The sequence below is a fragment of the Bradyrhizobium betae genome (assembly GCF_004123905.1).
Taxonomy (GTDB): domain Bacteria; phylum Pseudomonadota; class Alphaproteobacteria; order Rhizobiales; family Xanthobacteraceae; genus Bradyrhizobium; species Bradyrhizobium betae_A.
Genome location: NZ_MZXW01000016.1, coordinates 319,420 through 340,295, shown reverse-complemented (window position 1 = coordinate 340,295; position 20,876 = coordinate 319,420). Strand labels below are relative to the sequence as shown.

Sequence of the window (20,876 nt, the reverse complement as noted above, 5' to 3'; positions counted from 1 at the left end):
ATTCCCGCAAAGTCGCGCGCCATGACAAACATGCCTTTCTTCACCCGCGACGGCGATACATTCCATCCGACGGAAGTCGCCAATGGTCCGTGGGATCCGAAATCGCTGCACGGACGCGTCATCATCGGCCTGCTCGGCTTCGCCATCGAGGAACGACATTCCGGCCCTGAATTCGTGCCGGCGCGGCTCACCGTCGACATGTTTCGGCTGCCGACGATCGACAAGCCGATTCAAGTGACAACGCGCCTGGTGCGCGACGGACTACGCATCCGCGTGGTCGAGGCGGAGTTCGTCTCCGGCGGCGTCAGCATGGCGCGCGCCTCCTGCCAACTGTTGCGGCGGACGCAGAATCCGGACGGCAATGTCTGGTCGCCGCCGAACTGGGACGTGCCAAAGCCATCAGACATTCCCAAGCCGACCGATCCGAGGCTCGGCATGCACGGAAAATGGACGACGCGGCCGATCGTCGGGCACATGGGCTCGCTCGGCCCGCGCCGATTGTGGATGAGCGAGGTGCGCGAACTCGTTGCAGGCGTGCCGATGACGCCGTTCGTCCATGTCGCCGTTGGTGCCGACTTCGCAAGCCCGTTTGCGAATGCCGGCGACAAGGGACTTGGCTATATCAACAGCGACGTCACGATCTATCTGCACCGTCTGCCGGTGACGAACTGGATCGGGTTCGACGTGGTGAACCACCAGGCCACCGATGGCGTCGCGATCGGCGAATGCTGGCTCTATGACGAGCAGGGCCCGATCGGCACCGCCACGGTCGCGGCGCTTGCGCAGCGCAAGCCGATGGCGAAGCCAGCGCCGCCGTAGTTCGCTCTGCCGTCAGGCCAAATGTCGCTTCATCTCCGGTCGCGCCTTCAGTTCGGCGCCCTGTTTACCGGCAATCTTCGCAATCCGCTCCGGCGCGAACTTCAAATCAACGAACGCCGGTGCGGTGTTGGCGACCTCGTGATAGTTCACGATCCTGCCGTCGCGCAGCGTCATGATCGCGACGCCCTCGAACATCGCCCGCGCGCCGTTCGCTTCCGGCAAGGTCGAGCGATAGCTGAAGGTGTAACGCGTATAGAGCGTGGTGCCGTCGGTGATGGGATCGTGCATGTCCCAGCGGAAATCGGTTGCCGTGCGATAGAACCAGTCGTCGATCATCGCGGCGATCTTGTCGCGGCCAGCGAAGGCGCCGTAGAAGACGTCGTGATAGACGCCGTCTTCGGTGAAGAGGTCCGCGAAGGCTCTGCCGTTGCGCTGTTCGACTGCGTCGCAGAAGGCACGCAGCATGGCGGTGGTGGTGCTCATCGGCGTTTCTCCCCGTTTCTTGGCGAGCACTTTCACCCGATCTCGGCCACCGCGGCAAGGATGCGGGCGATGTCTTGCGGGCGCGACAGGCGGTGATCGCCGTCCTGGATCATGGTCAGCACGACGTCGTCGGCCGGCAGGCGATGCGTCAATGCGAACGCGTGCTGCCAGGGCACATCAGGATCCTGCGCGCCTTGCAGGATGCGGACGGGGCAACCGAGATCGATGGCGCTGCCGAGCACGAGATGGTTGCGGCCCTCCTCGATCAGGTTCCTCGTGATCGGATAGGGTGAGCCGTCGCCGTAGTCCGACGGACGCAGCCAGAAGCCTTTGGTCTCGATCTCCTTCTTCACCTCTGCTGAGAAATTCTTCCACATCAGCTCCTCGGTGAAGTCGGGCGCCGGCGCGATCAGCACGAGGCCTGCCAGCGACGCTTTGCCAGAACGCTTTTTGATCTCGCGCGCGAGCAGCAGCGCCATCCAGCCGCCCATGGAGGAGCCGATCAGAATTTGCGGGCCGTCGCAGAACCGTTCGAACACGGCCACGCTATCCTCGAGCCAGCTTCCAATGGTTCCATTGGCGAAATCGCCACCGGATTCGCCATGGCCGGAATAGTCGAACCGGACCACCGCACGGCCCTGGTCTTTGGCCCAGCCATCCAGCGCCACGGCCTTGCCGCCCTGCATGTCCGATTTGAACCCGCCAAGCCAGACCAAGCCCGGTCCCCGGCCAGCGCGGCTGCGCACCGCGATTTTCCGCGCGGACGGGCCCTCGCCCACCTCGATGAAGCCGAGCACGGCATCGGGACTTGCACCGGGACTTGCATTGGTCATGGAACGTTTACCCTGGCTGTGCGGTTTGAGCTGTCGGGGGCCTTCGGCGGCGCAACCGGACGTCGGCATTGTCCTTTGGGGCGCTTGCGGAACAGAAGCAAGGTGTCTATGTCGTGCAGCGTGCCCCCAGGCGTGACCAAAATGCCTCGCATTTGAGGGTTTTTCGCTCTTCGCACGAGCGAATTGCTTGCCGGCAAACCCATCTTCCTGCAAAATAGCCGCCTCTTTCACAACTTTGGAGAACCACCCATTCGCCGTCCCAATAAAGCCCCGCCCGTTGCCGCCAAAGACGGGCCGCGCATCAATGATGATATTCGCAATGCGCAGATCCAACTGATCGATCAGGCCGGTGACAACCAAGGCACGATCGAGACTGTTGCGGCCATCCGCATGGCACAGGAAGCCGGCATGGATCTGGTCGAGATCTCGCCGAACGTCAGCCCTCCCGTCTGCAAGATCATGGACTACGGGAAGTATAAGTATTCCGCCCAGAAAAAAGCCGCCGAAGCCCGCAAGCGGCAGAAGATCGTCGAGATCAAGGAGATCAAGCTCCGCCCGATGATCGACGACCATGATTACGAAGTGAAGATGCGCGCGATGCAGCGGTTCTTCGAAGAGGGCGACAAGGTCAAGATCACGCTGCGCTATCGCGGCCGCGAAATGGCGCACCAGGAGATCGGCACCAAGCTGCTCGACAAGATCAAGACCGATGTGGCCGAGCTCGCCAAGGTCGAGCAGGACGCCAGGTTTGAGGGCCGTCAGGTCGTCATGGTGCTGGCGCCGCGCTGAGCGCAGCGCGTCAGGACTTGAGAGTTCAACGGCCCGTCCGGATCTCCGGCGGGCCGTTTTTGTTTCCCCCTCTCCCGCTTGCGGGGGGGGGAGGAGCGCACCGTCCTCGCGGCGATGTTTTGCTACTCAGGACCGCGTCGCCTGCCAGGTGCCGCTGCATTGGTCGCCAGAGATGATGCCTCTCCACCAGCCCGCACCGGCCACGCCGGCGAGACGGCCACCGCCGGTGGCATGGGACGCGCCAACCGAGACCTGGACCGCGACGGCGCCGCCGCGATTGACCCTGCCGGAAACCCGGCCTCCGCCGGCGGATGAGACGCGGTTGCCGGTGACGGTGAAGGGAACGCTGTAGCCCGAGCTGCAATTGCCGCGGGTGGTGGCGAAGGTGACGTTCCAGATGCCGTCATAACCACCGATGCGGGCATCGGCGGGCGAGGGCAGCGCGGCCGTGGCGAGTACGGCCAAGGGCACCAACAAGCGCGCCAGATGGCGCGGACGGACGAATTCAGTCAGAACGGAAAGCGATTGGGAAAAATGGGCCATTTTGGTCCTGCTCCAGGCGACACGGCTTGGACATATGGGGTGGCAATTCGGGATAGTCGCTGGCCAAATTCCGGCGGTTCATCGTTGCCAATTCGCCCGTGCTCTGTCATAAGCCCAGCCTTCATCGCCCGGCTGATTAAGGGCTGCCGCGGCGATGTTTCGTGCGGGTTTTGCGCTAGTTCGTAAAAACCTGAGCACAATCAACGCTCTAACGAGCATTTTAGACGGCCAGCCGCCTTCACGGGCGGCATTCTGTTATGGCCATAGGAGAGCAAAATGCCCAAGCTGAAGACCAAATCGGGCGCTAAAAAGCGCTTCAAGGTGACTGCCACCGGCAAAGTGTTGTTCGCTCATCGCAGCAAACGTCACGGCATGATCAAGCGGACGAAGAAGCAGATCCGTCAGCTTCGCGGCACTGCGGTGCTGTTCAAGACCGACGGCGACAACGTCAAGAAGTACTTCTTGCCGAACGCCTGATCGCGTCCACGATCATTGCCATCTTCGCCGCACCTCGCGCGGCGATCCGAAAACCAAGTCATCTCTGAAGGAAATTTGTCATGGCTCGCGTCAAACGCGGTGTGACCGCCCACGCCAAGCACAAGAAAGTCTACAAGGCCGCCAAGGGTTTCCGCGGCCGCCGCAAGAACACGATCCGCACCGCCAAGCCGGCCGTCGAGAAGGCGCAGCAGTACGCTTTCCGTGATCGCAAGCGCAAGAAGCGGACGTTCCGCGCGCTCTGGATCCAGCGTATCAACGCTGCCGTTCGTCCGTTCGGCCTGACCTACAGCCGATTTATCGACGGCATGGCCAAGTCCGGGATCACCGTGGACCGCAAGGTGCTGTCGGATCTCGCGATCAACGAGCCCGCGTCGTTCCAGCTGATCGCCGAGAAGGCCAAAGCCGCTCTGGCCGCTTGAGGCTTGCGCTAGCGGGCCTTCGGGCCCGCGGCCTTCAGCGCGCGTTGCGAGTAACGCTGGGCGACCTCCGCCCGGCAAAATGCCGTGAACGAGAGATACATGGTGCCGGACTTGTTCCGGTACTTGCCGTCGCACACGCGCATCTCGCGTTGGTAGGCCCGTTTCCGCGCAGCATTGAGACCAGGCATGAAGTCCGCCTCGCATTTCTTTTCGACGGCGGCGCCGAGCTGGACGTCGCCGCTCGCGGTCAATGCGCAATCCCTGAACATTTTCATCGCGCTTTCGCAGCTCTTCTGAGCGCTGATGGTGTCGACGACCTCGTCCAGCGTCATGGATTTGTCCATGCAGACCATGGCGCGCGCCGGGTGGCCTGCGACCGACAGGATGATGGCGAGAGCGGCAAGAAAAACGGCAAGACCAAATCTCGAAAGCATCGCAAGAGTCTCCTCGTATCCCCCTTGGTGCCGGGCCCCCGCGTGAGGTTCAACCCAGCTGGTCGGAGGCCCGAAATGACCGGCTTTTCGCTTGACGTTACGGCCTTCCGGCGGCGACAACCCAGCCGAATTTAGAGCCAAGGATTTCACTGTGTCCGACCTCGCAACGCTCGAAACATCCATCCTCGACCAGATCGCCGCCGCCGGCGACGAAGCCGCCCTTGAAGCCGTGCGCGTCGCGGCGCTCGGCAAGAAGGGCTCGATCTCGGCACTGCTTGCCACGCTCGGCAAGATGTCGCCCGACGAGCGCAAGACGCAAGGTGCGGCGATCAACCAGGCCAAGGACAAGGTCACCGAGGCGCTCGGCGCTCGCCGCGACCTGCTGAAATCGGCCGCGCTCGATGCGCGGCTCGCATCTGAGACCGTTGACGTCACCCTGCCGCTGCGCGATGCGCCGGCTGAGGCCGGCCGCATCCATCCGCTGAGCCAGGTCTGGGACGAGCTCACGACGATCTTCGCCGACATGGGCTTCTCGGTCGCCGAAGGTCCAGACATCGAGACCGACGATTACAACTTCACCAAGCTCAACTTCCCGGAAGGCCATCCGGCGCGCGAGATGCACGACACGTTCTTCTTCCATCCGAAGGAGGACGGCTCGCGCATGCTGCTGCGAACCCACACCTCGCCGGTGCAGGTGCGCACCATGCTGAGCCAGAAGCCGCCGATCCGCGTGATCTGCCCGGGCCGCACCTACCGCATCGATTCGGACGCGACCCACACGCCGCAATTCCACCAGGTCGAAGGCCTCGTCATCGACAAGCACTCGCATCTCGGCCACCTCAAATGGATCCTGCACGAGTTCTGCAAGGCGTTCTTCGAGGTCGACCACATCAACATGCGTTTCCGCCCGTCGTTCTTCCCGTTCACCGAGCCGTCGCTGGAAGTCGACATCCAGTGCCGCCGCGGCAAGGACGAGATCCGCTTCGGCGAAGGCGAGGACTGGCTCGAGATCTTGGGCTGCGGCATGGTGCATCCGAACGTGCTGCGCGCCTGCGGCATCGATCCCGACGAGTACCAGGGCTTTGCCTGGGGCATGGGCATCGACCGCATCGCCATGCTGAAATACGGCATCGCCGACCTGCGCCAGCTGTTCGACAGCGACGTCCGCTGGCTGTCCCATTACGGCTTCAAGCCGCTGGAGGTGCCGACGCTGGCGGGGGGATTGAGCTCGTGAGGCTCGCTTTCAGGCATGAGTCCGCGAAGACTCTCTCCGTTCCCTCCCCCCTTGTGGGGGAGGGTCAGGGAGGGGGGTAGCCACGGATGCCGCACGCAGTTGTGAGCGACCGTCAGCGCAGCAGGGCGAAGGAGCTTCGCCGGACAATGACGCGTGCTGAGACACTGCTGTGGCGCTACCTCAAGGCCAATCGAATGGATGGTGTGGGCATCCGCCGCCAGACGCCGATCGGAAATTACGTCGCCGATTTCGTGTGCTTCTCATCGAAGATCATCATCGAGGTCGATGGAGAGTCGCATGATTTCGAGGAACGCCTGAAGAAGGATGAACGTCGCGACGCCTTCTTCGCAGCCGAAGGCTTTCAGGTTCTGCGTTTCACCAATGAGCAGGTGATGTCAAATCTCGAGGGGGTTGTTGAAGCGATCCGCCAGGCCGCTTCTGCCGGAGCCCGCGGCTCACCCCCCTCCCTGACCCTCCCCCACAAGGGGGGAGGGAACACTAACACCGACCAAAGCAATTCAACCGAAAAGAGCCGAGGCAAGCAGCCATGAAATTCACCCTCTCCTGGCTGAAGGATCATCTCGACACCGACGAGCCGCTCGAAAAACTCGCCGAGAAGCTCACCATGATCGGGCTCGAGGTCGAGAACATCGAGGACAAGGCGAAGGCACTCAAGCCGTTCACCATCGCGAAGGTGATCTCGGCCGAGCAGCATCCGAACGCGGATCGGCTGCGCGTCTGCATGGTCGACACCGGTGACGGTGGCGCGCCGGTGCAGGTGGTCTGCGGCGCCCCGAACGCGCGCCCAGGTCTGGTCAGCGTGTTCTCACCGCCCGGCACCTACATTCCCGGCAAGGACATCACGCTCGGTGTCGGCACCATTCGCGGCGTCGAGAGCCGCGGCATGCTGTGCTCGGCCGCCGAGCTGCAGATCTCCAACGACCATGACGGCATCATGGAATTGCCGGCGGACGCGCCGATCGGCGCCGGTTACGCTGAATGGGCCGGCCTCGGCGATCCCGTGGTCGAGATCAATCTGACGCCGAACCGGCAGGACTGCACCGGCGTGCACGGCATCGCGCGCGACCTCGCCGCCGCCGACATGGGCAAGTTCAAGGACCCGACGATCAAGCCGATCAAGGGCGAATTCCCGTGTCCCGTTAAGGTCACGGTCGAGGACGCCACGCTGTGTCCGGGCTTTGCGTTGCGCCTCGTGCGCGGCGTCAAGAACGGCCCGTCGCCGGAATGGCTGCAGAAGCGGCTGACCGCGATTGGCTTGCGTCCGATCAACGCGCTGGTCGACATCACTAACTTCATGACCTACGACCGCGCGCGCCCGCTGCACGTGTTCGACGCCAAGAAGGTGGCGGGCAATCTCGTGGTGCGCCGCGCCCGCAACGGCGAGGCGCTGCTCGCGCTCGACGGCCGCGCCTACAATCTCGATCCCTCGATCTGCGTGATCGCCGATGAGCACGGCGTCGAATCGCTCGCCGGAATCATGGGCGGCGAAGCTTCCGGCTGCGACGAGACCACCACCGATGTGCTGATCGAATCGGCGCTGTGGAACGAGATCAACATCGCCCAGACCGGCCGCAAGCTCGGCATCAACTCCGATGCGCGCTATCGCTTCGAGCGCGGTGTCGATCCGGCCTTCATGGTGCCCGGCCTCGAGCTCGCGACCAGGCTCGTGATGGAGATGTGCGGCGGCACGCCGTCCGAAAACGTCGTGGTCGGCAAGACTTTTGGCGATGACCGCGTGATCGATTTCCCGCTCACCGAAGTCAAGCGTCTCTCCGGCATCGAGGTGCCGCAGGTCGAGATGAAGCGCATCCTGACCCATCTCGGTTTTATGATGGCTGGGCCGGGGCCGGTGGTGAAGGTCGCGGTGCCGTCGTGGCGCTCCGACGTGCACGGCAAGGCCGACATCGTCGAGGAAGTCGTGCGAATCTATGGCGTCGACAAGGTGCCGATGACGCCGTTCGAGCGCGGCGAGGACGCGCGCAAGCCCGTGCTGACACCGCTCCAGCTCCGCACCCGCCGCGCGAGGCGCGCGCTCGCGAGCCGCGGCATCGTCGAAGCGGTGACCTGGTCCTTCATCACCAAGTCTGCGGCAAAACTGTTCGGCGGCGGCCAGCGCGAGCTCGAAGTGGCCAATCCTATCGCAGCGGACCTCTCCGACATGCGGCCGACGCTTTTGGCGGGCCTGATCGCGGCGGCGCAGGCCAATGCCGATCGCGGCTTTGGTGATGTCGCGCTGTTCGAAGTCGGCCAGATCTTCAAGGGCGACCGTCCGGAGGATCAGTTCATGACGGCAAGCGGCGTACGTCGCGGCTTTGCCTCCTCGGAGGGCCTCGGCCGGCACTGGACAGGCTCGGCCCAGGCCGACGTGTTCGACGCCAAGGCCGATGCGCTGGCGGTGCTGGCTGCGGCCGGCGCGCCGATGCAGGCGCTGCAGATCGTCGCCGGCGGACCGGCATGGCTGCATCCGGGTCGCTCCGGCACGATCCAGATCGGGCCGCAGAACGTGCTCGGCCATTTCGGCGAGATGCATCCGCGCGCGCTCGAGGCGCTCGGAGCCGACGGTCCGCTTGTTGTGTTCGAGGTGATCCTCGACCGCATCCCCGAGGCCAAGAAGAAGCCGACCCGCGCAAAACCTGTGATCGAGCTGTCGGCCTTCCAGCCTGTTACGCGCGACTTCGCCTTCATCGTCGATCGCACGGTGAAGGCCGGCGACATCGTGCGTGCCGCGCAGGGCGTCGACAAGAAGCTGATCACCGGCGTCAACGTGTTCGACGTCTATGAAGGCAAGGGCATCGACGACGGCAAGAAGTCGATCGCGGTCGCGGTCACGCTCCAGCCGCGCGACAAGACCCTGACCGACCAGGAGATCGAGGCCGTCGCCGCGAAGATCGTCGCGGAGGTCACGAAGAAGACCGGCGGCACGTTGCGAGCATGATGCCGAAAAGTGTGAAGCGGTTTCCGGACAACATCATGCTCAAGAAATAAAGCATGACTCTCACCGACTTCCTCCCCAAGGATGTCAGCCTCACCATCGCGATGGCGCTCTGCGCCGTCGCTTTCGTCTCCGGCACCGCGCGCGGTTTTTCCGGCTTCGGCTCGGCGCTGATCTTCATGCCGCTCGCGAGCAGCATCGCCGCGCCGCGGCTCGTTGCCGCCTTGCTGCTCGTGATCGATTTTGTCGCGGCAGCGCCGTTGCTGCCAGTCGCGTGGCGGAAGGCCGACCGCAAGGCCACCGCGGTGATCGTGCTGGGCGCGCTGGTCGGCGTGCCGATCGGGACCTATTTCCTCAGCGTGCTCGAGCCCGTCACCACGCGCTGGATCATCTCCGGCTTCGTCGCCGCGCTCCTGCTGCTGCTGCTGTCGGGCTGGCGCTATCGCGGCAAGGACCACGCCTGGCTGTCGGTCGGCATCGGCGGGCTTTCCGGCTTCTGTAGCGGGCTGGCGCAGACCGGCGGCCCGCCGATCGTGGGCTACTGGCTCGGCCGCCCGATCGCATCGATCGTCGCGCGCGCCAACATCCTGCTGTTCTTCGGCGCGTCGGATTTCTTCTCGATGGTCAGCTATGCGACGACCGGCCTGATCTCGCGCGAGTCGCTGGTGCTCTCGCTCATCGTCGGCCCGGTCTATGCGATCGGCGTCGCCTTCGGCGCATCGCTGTTCGGCCGCGCCAGCGAGAAGGTGTTTCGCGGCATCTGCTACGTGCTGATTGCGATCGCGGTGGTCGCCGGATTGCCGGTGCTGGACGGGATCTTGCGCTAATTGCCCTACTGCCGCGGCGCGCGGCGGCGCTTCGTCGATTGTGTCGGCACATCGGCCGGCTCGTCCTTGAGCGCGCCGATCTTGCGCAAGGCCGCATCCGCGGCGCGCTCACCGCTTTCCCAGGCGCCGTCGACCGTACCCCACAGTGTCTCGTGGGTGGCTTCACCGGCGAGGAACACATTGCCGATCGGCTCGGTCAGGATTTTTCGCGAGAGCTGACCGCCGGGGGAGGACGCCGACATTGCGCCCATCACGAAGGGCGAGGCGTTCCAGCGTGTCACGCTGGTCTTCTGCACGGCGGCGGCAGCCTCGCTGCCGAACAGTTTTGTGATCCACTCCTTCGCGAAGGCGACCATCGCCTTTTCGCCCTGCTGGGAGAGGTCGCGGCCGAACGAGCCGCCGACGTCGATCGAGCACAGCGATGATCCGCCGATATTGGCGTACATCAGCGCCGTGCGGGTCGAGTTGCTCTGCTCGATCAGGATGTCGTCGCGCGACAGGCCGAGCGGATTGCCGGGCAGTTGCAACACGATGTGATCGTAGCTGCCGAGGCTGAGCTTTGACACGGCGTCCAGCGTGCGCTTGGGGATGTCGGGTGCGAACTTGATCGCGCCCGAAGTCAGCACATTGGTCGATACCGTGATGATGGCGGCGCGCGCGGCGATCTTGCCGCTTGGTGTCTCCACGCTGACGTCGCGATTGCTCCAGACGATCCGGCTCGCCGGCGTCGACAGCGCCACCGGCGCCTGCTCGCCGAGCTTGCTGATCAGGGTCCCCAGGCCCTGGCGGCAGGCGATCGCTGCATTGCGGTCCTGCGCGCGGGCCTTGTCGATCGCCGAAAGCTCCTTCAAATCCTTGCCGGCAAAGCTCGCGCCCAGCATGAACTCGGCGGCACCAGCCCAGTCGCCGAGATCCTTCGGCAGCACGGGGGCACAAGATGTATCGAGCTTGCCGCGCGCGGCCTCGTCGATGGCGCGGTTGGCGCGCACCAGCGCCGCCAGGAATTCCTCGGTCTCGCCGGCGCGCGCGTTGCGGCGGCCGATGCGCATTTTCTGGCCCGATGGTGCCGGCACCAGTTCGAACCCGGCATTGCGCGCCAGCCGGATCATCGGATTGGTCTCGGGATTGTGCATCCAGCGCGCGCCGCGGTCGAACGGCACGTCGAAGGTCGTCGTATCCGTGATGCAGCGGCCGCCGATCTGCGAGGCGGCCTCGACCACCACGACCTTGCGATTGGCCGCCACGATACGCCGCGCTGCAGCGATCCCGGCGGCCCCTGCGCCGATCACGACGATGTCAGCCTCGCGCGGCGGGGGTGCGGCGGCCGCGTGCAGGACCGGCATCGCAGCAAGGCCCGCCGACGCCGAGAGGAAACCGCGGCGCGTGATTGTCATGTCATGGTTTCCGGAGACTTGCGGCAAACGGGAACAGCCAGCGAACTTTGCCGCATCTGATGTTGCACGGCAACCATCATGGTGAATCAATCGTGCTTGATCTCACAGACTGATGAACCGAATGGCAACACGTTTCGACCATGATAGAGAAGGAAAAAGACGGCCGGAAAAGGCCGTGGGGGAGTTTGAAATGGGGACGGTCCTGGACTCAGTCGGCAAGGTGATTGCCGCGTACCTCTCGAAGGAGGTGCCGGGCTATGAGCCGTTCACGCCGAGCGACCCCGAGCATTTGCGTGGCGTCATCGAACCCGGCGACGTGCTGCTGGTCGAGGGCAACAACCGCATCTCCGGCATCATCAAATATCTGACGCAGTCGACCTGGTCGCATGCCGCGCTCTATGTCGGTCGGATCGAGGGCGCGCAGGAGGCCGGCGGCGAGCCGCATGTGCTGATCGAGGCCAATATCGGCGAAGGCGTCACTTCGGCGCCGCTGTCGAAATATTTCCCGTATCACACCAGGGTCTGCCGCCCGGTCGGGCTGTCCTATGAGGACCGCACCACGGTCTGCCGCTATGCGATCAACCGCATCGGCTTCGGCTACGACACCAAGAACATCCTCGACTTGATGCGCTTCCTGTTCCCGCTGCCGATCCCGCAGCGCTGGCGGCGGCGCATGATCGCGATCGGCTCGGGCGATCCGACCAAAATCATTTGCTCCGCCCTGATCGCGCAGGCGTTCGACGCGGTGCGCTATCCGATCCTGCCGAAGATCACCAAGGCCGGCAGCCGCGCCGCCCGCCGCGAGATCCTGCACATCCGCGATTCCTCGCTGTACATGCCGCGCGACTTCGACATCTCGCCCTATTTCGAGGTGGTCAAGCCGACCATCGTCAATGGATTCGACTACACGGCCCTGCACTGGGCCGACAAGCAAAAGCCGCTCGAGGAGGTAGCAGGCTCATTCGGTGTGTTTCCAGAAACGCTCCGTGCGCCGCCGCTCGTTCCTGAAGCGGTTGACGAAGAAGCGCCGGCTGAAGTTTCGGCTGAGCAAGTGATGGGTGAGGTCGCCGCGGAGATGGCGGTCACGTTCTCCGAGCATTTTGTGCTGCTGAACGAACTCGCGATGTACCGCGGGCGGGCCCGGGAGATGGCGGCGTAACTGTCGCTCCACCGTCACGGTGAGAGCCTACCGCTCCGCTCGTCCGATCACCGCCATCAACTCTGCGATCTTCTCGCGCTGGTCCGCCTTGTCGCCGCTCGATATCGCGTGCTCGACGCAATGGGCCACGTGGTCCTTCAAAACCTCCTCCTCGACCCGGCGCAGCGCCGCGCGCACCGCCGAAATCTGCGTCACGATGTCGATGCAGTAGCGGTCGTCCTCGACCATTTTCGAGAGGCCGCGAACCTGGCCCTCGATCCGGCCGAGACGTTTTCCGACGGATGCCTTGATGTCCTTGCGCATGGGGTCTATATACCCCCCTAGGGTATCTATTGCAAGGCCGGAGCACGGGAATGAACGACGGAGAGCACGAACATCATCACGATGGGAACACGCAATCCAGATGCGGCTGTTCGAGCAAGGCCGCGGCGCCGGTCGCCAAGCCTGCGGCTTCGTCCTGCTGCGGCGGACATGGCGATCATGGCGGCCACGCCCATCATCATGACCACGGCGATGCGGCGGCAAAGGTCCTCGATCCCGTCTGCGGCATGACGGTCGATCCCGCGACGTCAAAACATCGATTCGACCATCACAGCGAGACCTTCCATTTCTGCTCGGCCGGCTGCCGCACCAAGTTCGCCGCCGATCCCGCAAAGTATCTCGCCAAGAAGGCGAGCGAGCCGGAGGTGCCCGCCGGCACGATCTACACCTGCCCGATGCATCCGGAGATCCGCCAGATCGGACCCGGCAACTGCCCGATCTGCGGCATGGCGCTGGAGCCGGAGGTCGCGAGCCTGGAGACCGGGCCCAATCCGGAGCTCGCGGACATGACGCGGCGGTTCTGGATCGGCGGTGCACTGGCGCTGCCGGCGGTGGTGCTGGAGATGGGCGGACATCTTGCCGGCCCGCACAACTGGATCGATCCCGTGCTGTCGAACTGGATCCAGCTCGTCTTCGCCACGCCCGTGGTGGTTTGGGCCGGCTGGCCGTTCTTCGTCCGCGGCTGGCAGTCACTGCTGACGCGCAACCTCAACATGTTCACGCTGATCGCGATGGGCACCGGCGTTGCCTATGTCTACAGCCTGATCGGCACCATCGCACCGCAGATCTTTCCTGCGAACTTCCGCGGCCATGAAGGTGCGGTCGCCATCTATTTCGAGGCGGCCGCCGTCATCACCGTGCTGGTGCTGCTCGGTCAGGTGCTGGAGCTGCGCGCCCGCGATGCGACCTCGGGCGCGATCAAGGCGCTGCTCCAACTTGCGCCGAAAACCGCGCGCCGCGTCGATGCTGACGGCAGCGAGCACGAGGTCGAGATCGACACGCTCCACGCCGGTGACCGCTTGCGCGTTCGTCCCGGCGAGAAGGTGCCGGTTGACGGCATCATTCTGGAAGGACGCTCCTCGCTCGACGAATCTCTCGTGACAGGCGAATCCATGCCGGTGACCAAAGAGGTCGACGCCAAGGTGATCGCCGGCACGCTCAACCAGTCCGGCAGCTTCATCATGCGCGCCGACAAGGTCGGGCGCGAGACGCTGCTGTCGCAGATCGTGCAGATGGTCGCGGACGCGCAGCGCTCGCGGGCGCCGATCCAGCGGCTGGCCGACCAGGTCGCCGGCTGGTTCGTGCCGACCGTAATCGTCATCGCCATCGCCGCCTTTGCCGCCTGGGCCTGGTTCGGGCCCGAGCCGCGGCTGGCCTTCGGCCTCGTCGCCGCCGTCAGCGTGCTGATCATCGCCTGCCCCTGTGCGCTTGGCCTGGCGACCCCGATGTCGATCATGGTCGGCGTCGGCCGCGGCGCGCAGGCAGGCGTCCTGATCAAGAACGCCGAGGCGCTGGAGCGGATGGAGAAGATCGACACGCTCGTCGTCGACAAGACCGGCACGCTGACCGAAGGCAAGCCAAAGGTCGTCGCGATCGTGCCGGCGCCCGGCTTTGGCGAAGACGACATCCTTCGTCTGGCCGCCAGCGTCGAGCGCGCCAGCGAGCATCCGCTCGCTGACGCCATCGTGCGCGCGGCCAAGGAGAAGCAGCTCACGCTCAGCCAGGTCGAAGGGTTCGATTCGCCGACCGGCAAGGGCGCAACCGGCAAGGTCGAGGGCAAGACCATCGTGCTCGGCAATGCCAGATACTTTGCATCGATCGGGATCGACACGAAGGCGCTCGACGCGGAGGCCGAACGCCTGCGCGGCGATGGCGCCACCGTCATCAACATGGCCGTCGATGGCCGACTTGCCGGCCTGTTCGCGATCGCCGACCCGGTCAAGGCCTCGACGCCAGAGGCGCTGAAGGCGCTCGCGGCCGAGGGCATCAAAGTGATCATGCTGACCGGCGACAACCGCACGACGGCGGAGGCCGTGGCGCGCCGGCTCGGCATCGCCGACGTCGAGGCCGAGGTGCTGCCGGACCAGAAGAGCGCGGTGGTCGCAAAACTGCAAAAGGCCGGCCGCAGTGTCGCGATGGCCGGCGACGGCGTCAACGACGCCCCGGCGCTGGCGGCGGCCGAGGTCGGCATCGCCATGGGCACCGGCACGGATGTCGCGATGGAGAGCGCCGGGGTCACCCTGCTCAAGGGCGACCTCACCGGCATCGTCCGTGCGCGAAAACTGTCGCAGGCGACCATGAGCAACATTCGGCAGAATTTGTTCTTCGCCTTCATCTACAACGCCGCCGGCATTCCGATCGCCGCCGGCATCCTCTATCCCGCCTTCGGCGTGCTGATGTCGCCGATCATCGCGGCCGCCGCGATGGCGCTGTCCTCGGTGAGCGTGGTCGGGAATGCGCTGCGGCTGCGGGCGACGCGGCTGTGAGGATGACGAAATCCGTGTAAAACAAGTCCATTCGGCGTACGTGCGGAGAGGACCTGATGCAGCGGATTACGATCACGATCGAGGACGATCTTTTGGCGGACATCGACGCCGCAGCCGAGGCGCGCGGCTACCAGAACCGCTCCGAGATCATCCGCGACCTCGCCCGCGCCGGGCTGCAGCAATCCACCGAAGACACCGCGCAGACCGGCCAATGCGTCGCCGGCCTCGTCTATGTCTACGACCACGCCGCCCGCGATCTCTCAAAGCGCCTGGTGCAGGAATTCCACGGCCATCACGACCTCGCGCTGGCGACGCTGCATGTCCATCTCGACGAGAACAATTGCATGGAGATGACGGCGCTGAAGGGCTCGGCCGACGAGGTCAAGCATTTTGCTGATCACATCATCGCGGAGCGTGGTGTGCGTTATGGGCGCGTGGTGATGATTCCGACGGGGGAAGGCAAGCCGGCGAAGGCGCGGAAGCATGGGCACCGGCATGAGTAGCAACTAGCTTCTCGTGCTCCGGACGCGGCGCAGCGCTTCTTCAGCGGTGCGCTGCAGAGCCGGGGCCATCTCGCCGCTGGCGCAAGCTCCTGGGTCCCGGCTCTGCGTCGCGTCATTTCATGCCGCGCCGCGTCCGGGACACGAGAACTACATTTGAGGCTTTAACATCACGCCGCCTTCGCCGCACTCCCAGCCGGCAAGCCTGCCCGCGCCATGCCGCCATAGAGAGCTTCGTTCGGCATCTCGCTCTTGAGGATCGATCGCACCGCGATCAACTTCTCCATATCGATCCCCGTCGCAAAACCCTTGCTCTCGCACAGGAACACCAGATCCTCGAACACGACGTTGCCGGTCGCGCCGGGGGCGAAGGGGCAGCCGCCGAGGCCGCCGAGTGAACCGTCGAGGATGCGCGCACCCTCATCCAGCGCGGCGGACGCATTGGCGATGCCCATGCCCCGGGTGTCGTGGAGATGGATGCAGATCGGCTTCGACCCTGAAAGCTTGACCGCGGCGCGCGTCAGCTCCGCGACCTGCTTCGGCCCGGCATAGCCGACGGTATCGGCGATCGCGACGAAATCAACGCCGGCCGCGAGGCATTTGTCGACGAGGCGCAGCACCTCGTTCGGGTCGACCGCGCCGGCGATCGAGCAGCCCAGCGCCATCGAGATCGCGGCGTTCACGAGCGGCTTGTGGGCGCTGGCGTCGCGCATCTCACAGAGCCGCTTGACATTGGCGATCGCGGAGTCGCGCGAGCGATGGGCGTTGGCCTGGCTGTGCTCTTCGGTGGCCGAAACCACCGAGGCGATTTCGCCGACGCCGGATTCGAGGGCCTCGTTGACGCCGCGCTCGTTGAGTGCGAGCGCGATGCCATGGGCGCCGGGCAGGCGCGCGACCGTCGCGACGACATCGCGAACGTCGACGAATTGCGGAAAGGTTTTGGCCGGCAGGAACGAGCCGACCTCGAAATGCCTGACGCCTGCGGCGTATTCCTCGCGCACCCAGCGCTGCTTGGCCTCGGTTGACGGAAACTTCTTCACGAGCTGGAGCCCGTCGCGCAGGCCAACTTCGCGCAAGGCAACGCGGTCCGCGGGATAAATCTGTTCGATCCGACTCATGCGCGCCTCCCAGCGGCTTTTGACGTGATGTCATTGTTATTGTCGATCTCGGCGCGAACGGCAGATGTATCGGCGCCGAGCGGCGCGACCTTCAGGCCTTCACCAAAGTGGCTACCATTCCACTCGAGTGGCAGCGTCGGCACATGGAATGGTTTGCCATCAGCGGTGATATTGGTGACGAGGCCGCCGGGCCGCAGCACATGCGGGTCGGTGAGCAGATCCTCGGGCCGGTTGATCGGCGAAAAGCAGATGTTGAGCGCGTCGAGCTTTTGCGACAGCTCTGCGACGTTCCACTGGCGGATGATCTCGGCCACGCGCGGGATGATCCGCGGCCGCGCCAGGATGCGGTCGGTCGTGGTGCGCAAGGCGGGATCATCGAGGAGATCCGCGAGGCCGAACTCGCGGCAAAAGCTCTGCCAGTGGCCCTCGGTCACGACGCCAATGAAGATTCGTCCATCGCCGGCGGCATCAAAGATGTCGTAGATCGGCCACGCGTGCTCGCGCTCGGGCATCGAGCGCGGCTTGTTGCCGGTCATCTCGTACTCGACCATGTGCTGGGCGACCAGGAACAGGCAGTTCTCGAACAGGCCGATGCGGATGTCGGCGCCGTCGCGCTTGCCGCCGCGCTTCTGGTAGAGCGCGGCCAGAATCGCGATCACGCCGAACATGCCGCCCATGATATCGTTGGCGGACGAGCCGACGCGCTGCGGCTTCTCCTTGGTGCCGGTCATGGCGGCGAGCCCCGACATCATCTGCACGACCTCGTCGAGCGCGGGGCGATGCTCATAGGGGCCGGACAGAAAGCCCTTGTGGCCGGCGACGATCAGATGCGGATGAAGGCGGCGCAATTCTTCAGGCCCAAGCCCCTGCTTGTCGAGCTGGCCATCGCGAAAATTCTCGAGAAACACGTCGGCCGTCTCGAGCAGCCGGTGCATGGTGTCGCGATCTTCAGGCATCGCAAGATCGAGCACCACGCTGCGCTTACCGCGGTTGAACAGCGGAAAGAACGCCGTTCCCATGCCGCCCAGACTCCGTGTCTTGTCGCCGGAGGGCGGCTCGACCTTGATCACCTCGGCGCCAAGCTGCGCCAGGATCATGCCGCAGGTCGGCCCCATCACCATGTGGGTCATCTCGACGACCCGCACGCCTTCGAGCGGAAATCCGGTCCCTGTCATGCGGCACTCCCTGTTCGTTCGCCCAAAAGACTAGGCCTTCACAAGCCTTCTGAAAAATATAATCTGTCGAAGATTACCTTCGCAGTTCTAGAACGCTGGACCCACATGGATTCGCGCCAGCTCCGCTATTTCATCGCTGTCTACGAGCAGCGCAACCTGTCGCGCGCGGCCGACCAGGTCAATGTCGCGCAGTCCGCGCTGAGCCATCATATCTCGAACCTAGAAGCCGAGTTCGCAACGCCCCTGTTCGCGCGCAAGTCGCGCGGCATGGAACCGACGGCCGCCGGCGAAAGACTCTACGAGCATGCGCGAATCATCCTGCGCGCGATGGCGGAGGCCGAGACCGAAGTGCGCGAGGGCGCCCGCGTCATTGCCGGCGAGATCTCGATCGGCATGGCGAATTCGGGCGTCAAGGCGATTGGCGTGGAGCTGATGCGCATCGTGCTGACCAAATATCCCAAGCTCAAGCTGTCGCTCACCGAGAGCCTGTCCGGCGCGACGCTGATGCACTTGATGGTCTCCAACGTCGATCTCGCGCTGGTCTACAATCCGCCGTCGGAGAAGGAGCTGATCACGGAAGCCGTGCTCGAGGAAGAGATGTTCCTCGTCGGCATTCCAAAACTGGTCGGCAAGGGCAAGGCGCCGATCCGGTTCGAGGAGCTGAGCCGGCTGCCGTTGATCCTGCTGCGTTACGGCCTCGGCCTGTCCTCGCGCGCGCTGCTGGACGATCCGGTTCTGCTCAAGCGGCTGGAAGGCGGCGCCATCCTGCACGCCAACTCGATCACCGGCATGACCGGTGCGCTGGTGGAAGGGCTCGGCTGCACCATCGCGACAAAATTGTTCGCGCGGGAGGAACTCGCGGCCGGCCGCCTGGTCGCGCGCAAGGTGATCGAGCCGAAGCTGACCCGCACGCTCTATCTCTGCCGCCTGCGCAACCGCCCGATGACGTATGCGATGGAGGAGATGCGCCGCCTGATGCTGGCGCTGATCGCCGAGCAGGTGCGGAGCGGCGGCTGGCAGGCGGAGCTGGTGGGGTGAGCTGCGGTGCGCACCGCGACGGCAGTGCGCCCCCTCGCCCCGTTCTTACGGGGAGAGGGTTGGGGTGAGGGGCTGCCTCCGCATAAACGGCAACAGTCGGACTCGCGGACAGAGCCCCTCACCCCGCCCTCTCCCCGTAAGAACGGGGAGAGGGAGAACAACTCCGAGTTCGAAAATCTCGAACGCTCCCATCGATATGTTCTTCTGGATTTCCACTCCTGACCCGCCAACATGGCGCGGTCCGGCAGAGCTTGCGACAAGCAACAGAGATGAGCCGCCGGGAAACGCGCGCGATCTGCGCGCCACGGGGAGGACATCATGAGCGTTGTCGGCATCGACACAGGCTTTGAGCTCGACGCTGCGCCGTCCGTGCCTGACGAGATCTCGCGGCGGCTCGAGGCGATGCCGGGGACAGCTTACGTCTGGCGCCTCGTCATCCTGCTCTCGCTCGGCGGCTGCTTCGAGATCTACGATCTGTTCCTGACCGGCTATATCGCGCCGGGGCTGAGCCGCAGCGGATTGCTCTCCACTACGACAACGGCGTTCTTCGGCTTCTCCGGCATCGGCGCCTTCGTCGCCGCGACCTTTGCCGGCTTGTTCGTCGGCACCTTCTTCCTCGGCTTCCTCGCCGACCGTTTTGGACGCCGCGCGATCTTCACCTATGCCCTGCTCGGCTACACGGCGGCGTCGGTGATCATGGCCTGCCAGACCTCTTCGGAAGGCTTATTGTTCTGGCGCTTCCTCGCCGGTATCGGCATCGGCGTCGAGGTCATCACCATCGACGCCTATATCACCGAGTTGGTGCCGAGCCGGATGCGCGGGCGCGCTTTCGCGGTGAACCAGTCGATCATGTTCATCGCCGTTCCCGTCGTCGCCTTTCTCGCCTGGTGGCTGGTGCCGCTCGCGCCTTATGGCGTCGAAGGCTGGCGCTGGGTGGTTCTGATCGGCGCCGCCGCCAGCATGATCGTCTGGGTGCTCCGCCTGTTCCTGCCGGAGAGCCCGCTCTGGCTGGCGCGGCACGGCCGCAACGAGGAGGCGCTTCGCGTCCTCGGCACGCTGGAGGCCGCCAGCGGTGGTGCCGGCTCACGGCCCGCGACCTCGCCTGCGCTTCAAGTCCGACAGGTCGCGCGCGTCAACTTCGCCGATCTGTTCCGTCCGCCCTACCTTTCGCTGGTCGTGCTGTTCATGGTGTTCAATTTTTGCCAGGCGTTCGGTTTCTATGGGTTTGCCAATTGGGTGCCGACGCTGCTGGTGGAGAAGGGCATCACCGTCACCAAGAGCCTGCAATATTCCTTCATCGTCGCATTCGCCTATCCGATCGCGCCGCTGCTCGCCGCGAGCTTTGCCGATAGATTCGAGCGGCGCTGGATCATCGCCGGCGCCTGCATCGCCATCATCATCTTCGGCATGGCATTCGCGCAATTGACGGAGCCCGCGCTGCTGATCGTCTGCGGCGTGCTGCTGACGGCCTGCAACACCACGATGTCCTACGCCTATCACGCCTACCAGACCGAGGTGTTTCCGACCCAGATCCGGGCGCAGGCTTCCGGTCTGGTCTATTCGATGAGCCGGCTCTCCGCGACGTTCTCGGGCTTCATCGTCGCCTACATGCTGAAGGAGGCCGGCGTCACCGGCGTGTTCGGCCTGATCACCGCGGCAATGCTGATCGTGGTGATCGCAATGGCGCTGTTCGGCCCGAACGTGCGGGGCAAGCCGCTGGATGCGGTGTGACGGCGGTCCCTCCACGCGTCATTGCGAGCGCAGCGAAGCAATCCAGTCTGCCTCCGCGGGGAGACTCTGGATTGCTTCGTCGCAAGAGCTCCTCGCAATGACGGAGGAGAGAGCCTCGCCCG

Annotated in this window: 21 protein-coding genes; 13 read left to right on the top strand and 8 right to left on the bottom strand. The window is 64.7% G+C overall.

The window, feature by feature from the left end; genetic code table 11:
• Positions 1–21: 21 nt before the first annotated feature.
• Positions 22–819: an acyl-CoA thioesterase domain-containing protein gene (locus B5V03_RS11825; RefSeq protein ID WP_129270313.1), complete on the top strand. Its 798-nt coding sequence runs from the start codon at positions 22–24 to the stop codon at positions 817–819.
• A 12-nt stretch (positions 820–831) separates the two neighbouring features.
• Here B5V03_RS11825 and B5V03_RS11820 read toward each other — a convergent pair whose 3' ends face one another.
• Positions 832–1,302, bottom strand: coding sequence for a nuclear transport factor 2 family protein (locus B5V03_RS11820; protein WP_129270311.1), 471 nt, complete (start codon positions 1,300–1,302; stop codon positions 832–834).
• A 32-nt stretch (positions 1,303–1,334) separates the two neighbouring features.
• Complete coding sequence (locus B5V03_RS11815; RefSeq protein ID WP_129270309.1) at positions 1,335–2,135, bottom strand: alpha/beta hydrolase; 801 nt, start codon at positions 2,133–2,135, stop codon at positions 1,335–1,337.
• Positions 2,136–2,384: 249 nt separating this feature from the next.
• Between B5V03_RS11815 and infC the strand changes: the two genes are divergently transcribed.
• Positions 2,385–2,924: a translation initiation factor IF-3 gene (gene infC, locus B5V03_RS11810; protein WP_129271187.1), complete on the top strand. Its 540-nt coding sequence runs from the start codon at positions 2,385–2,387 to the stop codon at positions 2,922–2,924.
• Between the two features lie 126 nt (positions 2,925–3,050).
• On the opposite strand, the gene B5V03_RS11805 is transcribed toward infC, so the two are convergent.
• Positions 3,051–3,467, bottom strand: coding sequence for a hypothetical protein (locus B5V03_RS11805; RefSeq protein ID WP_129270307.1), 417 nt, complete (start codon positions 3,465–3,467; stop codon positions 3,051–3,053).
• 276 nt (positions 3,468–3,743) lie between these two features.
• Here B5V03_RS11805 and rpmI point away from each other — a divergent pair, with 276 nt between their 5' ends.
• Positions 3,744–3,944, top strand: coding sequence for a 50S ribosomal protein L35 (gene rpmI, locus B5V03_RS11800; RefSeq protein WP_129270305.1), 201 nt, complete (start codon positions 3,744–3,746; stop codon positions 3,942–3,944).
• A gap of 80 nt (positions 3,945–4,024) precedes the next feature.
• Positions 4,025–4,384, top strand: a complete 360-nt coding sequence (gene rplT / locus B5V03_RS11795) for a 50S ribosomal protein L20 (protein ID WP_129270303.1) — start codon at positions 4,025–4,027, stop codon at positions 4,382–4,384.
• Between the two features lie 8 nt (positions 4,385–4,392).
• On the opposite strand, the gene B5V03_RS11790 is transcribed toward rplT, so the two are convergent.
• Positions 4,393–4,818 carry a hypothetical protein gene (locus B5V03_RS11790; protein WP_129270301.1) on the bottom strand — a complete coding sequence of 142 codons (426 nt, stop codon included), beginning with the start codon at positions 4,816–4,818 and terminating at the stop codon, positions 4,393–4,395.
• 151 nt (positions 4,819–4,969) lie between these two features.
• On the opposite strand from B5V03_RS11790, the gene pheS reads away from it, so the two are divergent.
• From pheS to B5V03_RS11770, 4 genes are all read left to right on the top strand, one after another.
• Positions 4,970–6,052: a phenylalanine--tRNA ligase subunit alpha gene (gene pheS / locus B5V03_RS11785; RefSeq protein WP_129270299.1), complete on the top strand. Its 1,083-nt coding sequence runs from the start codon at positions 4,970–4,972 to the stop codon at positions 6,050–6,052.
• Positions 6,053–6,198: 146 nt separating this feature from the next.
• On the top strand, positions 6,199–6,603 hold the full coding sequence (locus tag B5V03_RS11780; protein ID WP_245502199.1) for an endonuclease domain-containing protein: 405 nt from the start codon (positions 6,199–6,201) through the stop codon (positions 6,601–6,603).
• Positions 6,600–9,008, top strand: coding sequence for a phenylalanine--tRNA ligase subunit beta (gene pheT, locus B5V03_RS11775; protein ID WP_129270295.1), 2,409 nt, complete (start codon positions 6,600–6,602; stop codon positions 9,006–9,008). Before B5V03_RS11780 ends, pheT begins: the two co-directional genes overlap by 4 nt.
• 53 nt (positions 9,009–9,061) lie before the next feature.
• Positions 9,062–9,832, top strand: coding sequence for a sulfite exporter TauE/SafE family protein (locus B5V03_RS11770; RefSeq protein WP_129270292.1), 771 nt, complete (start codon positions 9,062–9,064; stop codon positions 9,830–9,832).
• A gap of 5 nt (positions 9,833–9,837) precedes the next feature.
• On the opposite strand, the gene B5V03_RS11765 is transcribed toward B5V03_RS11770, so the two are convergent.
• The gene (locus B5V03_RS11765; protein WP_129270290.1) at positions 9,838–11,226 is read right to left on the bottom strand and encodes a flavin monoamine oxidase family protein; all 1,389 of its coding nucleotides are present in this window, start codon (positions 11,224–11,226) and stop codon (positions 9,838–9,840) included.
• A gap of 190 nt (positions 11,227–11,416) precedes the next feature.
• On the opposite strand from B5V03_RS11765, the gene B5V03_RS11760 reads away from it, so the two are divergent.
• Complete coding sequence (locus B5V03_RS11760; RefSeq protein WP_129270288.1) at positions 11,417–12,385, top strand: YiiX/YebB-like N1pC/P60 family cysteine hydrolase; 969 nt, start codon at positions 11,417–11,419, stop codon at positions 12,383–12,385.
• A gap of 27 nt (positions 12,386–12,412) precedes the next feature.
• Here the strand turns inward: B5V03_RS11760 and B5V03_RS11755 are convergent, their stop codons facing one another.
• Complete coding sequence (locus B5V03_RS11755) at positions 12,413–12,688, bottom strand: metal-sensitive transcriptional regulator (protein WP_092027570.1); 276 nt, start codon at positions 12,686–12,688, stop codon at positions 12,413–12,415.
• A gap of 50 nt (positions 12,689–12,738) precedes the next feature.
• Here B5V03_RS11755 and B5V03_RS11750 point away from each other — a divergent pair, with 50 nt between their 5' ends.
• Together B5V03_RS11750 and nikR are read left to right on the top strand one after the other, a co-directional pair.
• A complete protein-coding gene (locus tag B5V03_RS11750; protein ID WP_129270286.1) occupies positions 12,739–15,192 on the top strand; it encodes a heavy metal translocating P-type ATPase in 2,454 nt (817 codons plus the stop codon).
• A 56-nt stretch (positions 15,193–15,248) separates the two neighbouring features.
• Entirely contained in the window at positions 15,249–15,695 is a 447-nt protein-coding gene (nikR, locus tag B5V03_RS11745) for a nickel-responsive transcriptional regulator NikR (RefSeq protein ID WP_129270284.1), read from the top strand.
• Between the two features lie 167 nt (positions 15,696–15,862).
• Here nikR and B5V03_RS11740 read toward each other — a convergent pair whose 3' ends face one another.
• Together B5V03_RS11740 and B5V03_RS11735 are read right to left on the bottom strand one after the other, a co-directional pair.
• The gene (locus B5V03_RS11740) at positions 15,863–16,810 is read right to left on the bottom strand and encodes a hydroxymethylglutaryl-CoA lyase (RefSeq protein ID WP_129270282.1); all 948 of its coding nucleotides are present in this window, start codon (positions 16,808–16,810) and stop codon (positions 15,863–15,865) included.
• The gene (locus B5V03_RS11735; protein ID WP_129270280.1) at positions 16,807–17,985 is read right to left on the bottom strand and encodes a CoA transferase; all 1,179 of its coding nucleotides are present in this window, start codon (positions 17,983–17,985) and stop codon (positions 16,807–16,809) included. The genes B5V03_RS11740 and B5V03_RS11735 overlap by 4 nt, the downstream gene beginning before the upstream one ends.
• 105 nt (positions 17,986–18,090) lie before the next feature.
• Here B5V03_RS11735 and B5V03_RS11730 point away from each other — a divergent pair, with 105 nt between their 5' ends.
• Together B5V03_RS11730 and B5V03_RS11725 are read left to right on the top strand one after the other, a co-directional pair.
• Positions 18,091–19,023 (top strand): LysR family transcriptional regulator, encoded by a 933-nt coding sequence (locus B5V03_RS11730; protein ID WP_129270278.1) that lies wholly within the window; start codon positions 18,091–18,093, stop codon positions 19,021–19,023.
• A gap of 318 nt (positions 19,024–19,341) precedes the next feature.
• A complete protein-coding gene (locus tag B5V03_RS11725) occupies positions 19,342–20,754 on the top strand; it encodes an MFS transporter (protein WP_129270276.1) in 1,413 nt (470 codons plus the stop codon).
• The last annotated feature ends 122 nt before the right edge of the window (positions 20,755–20,876 follow it).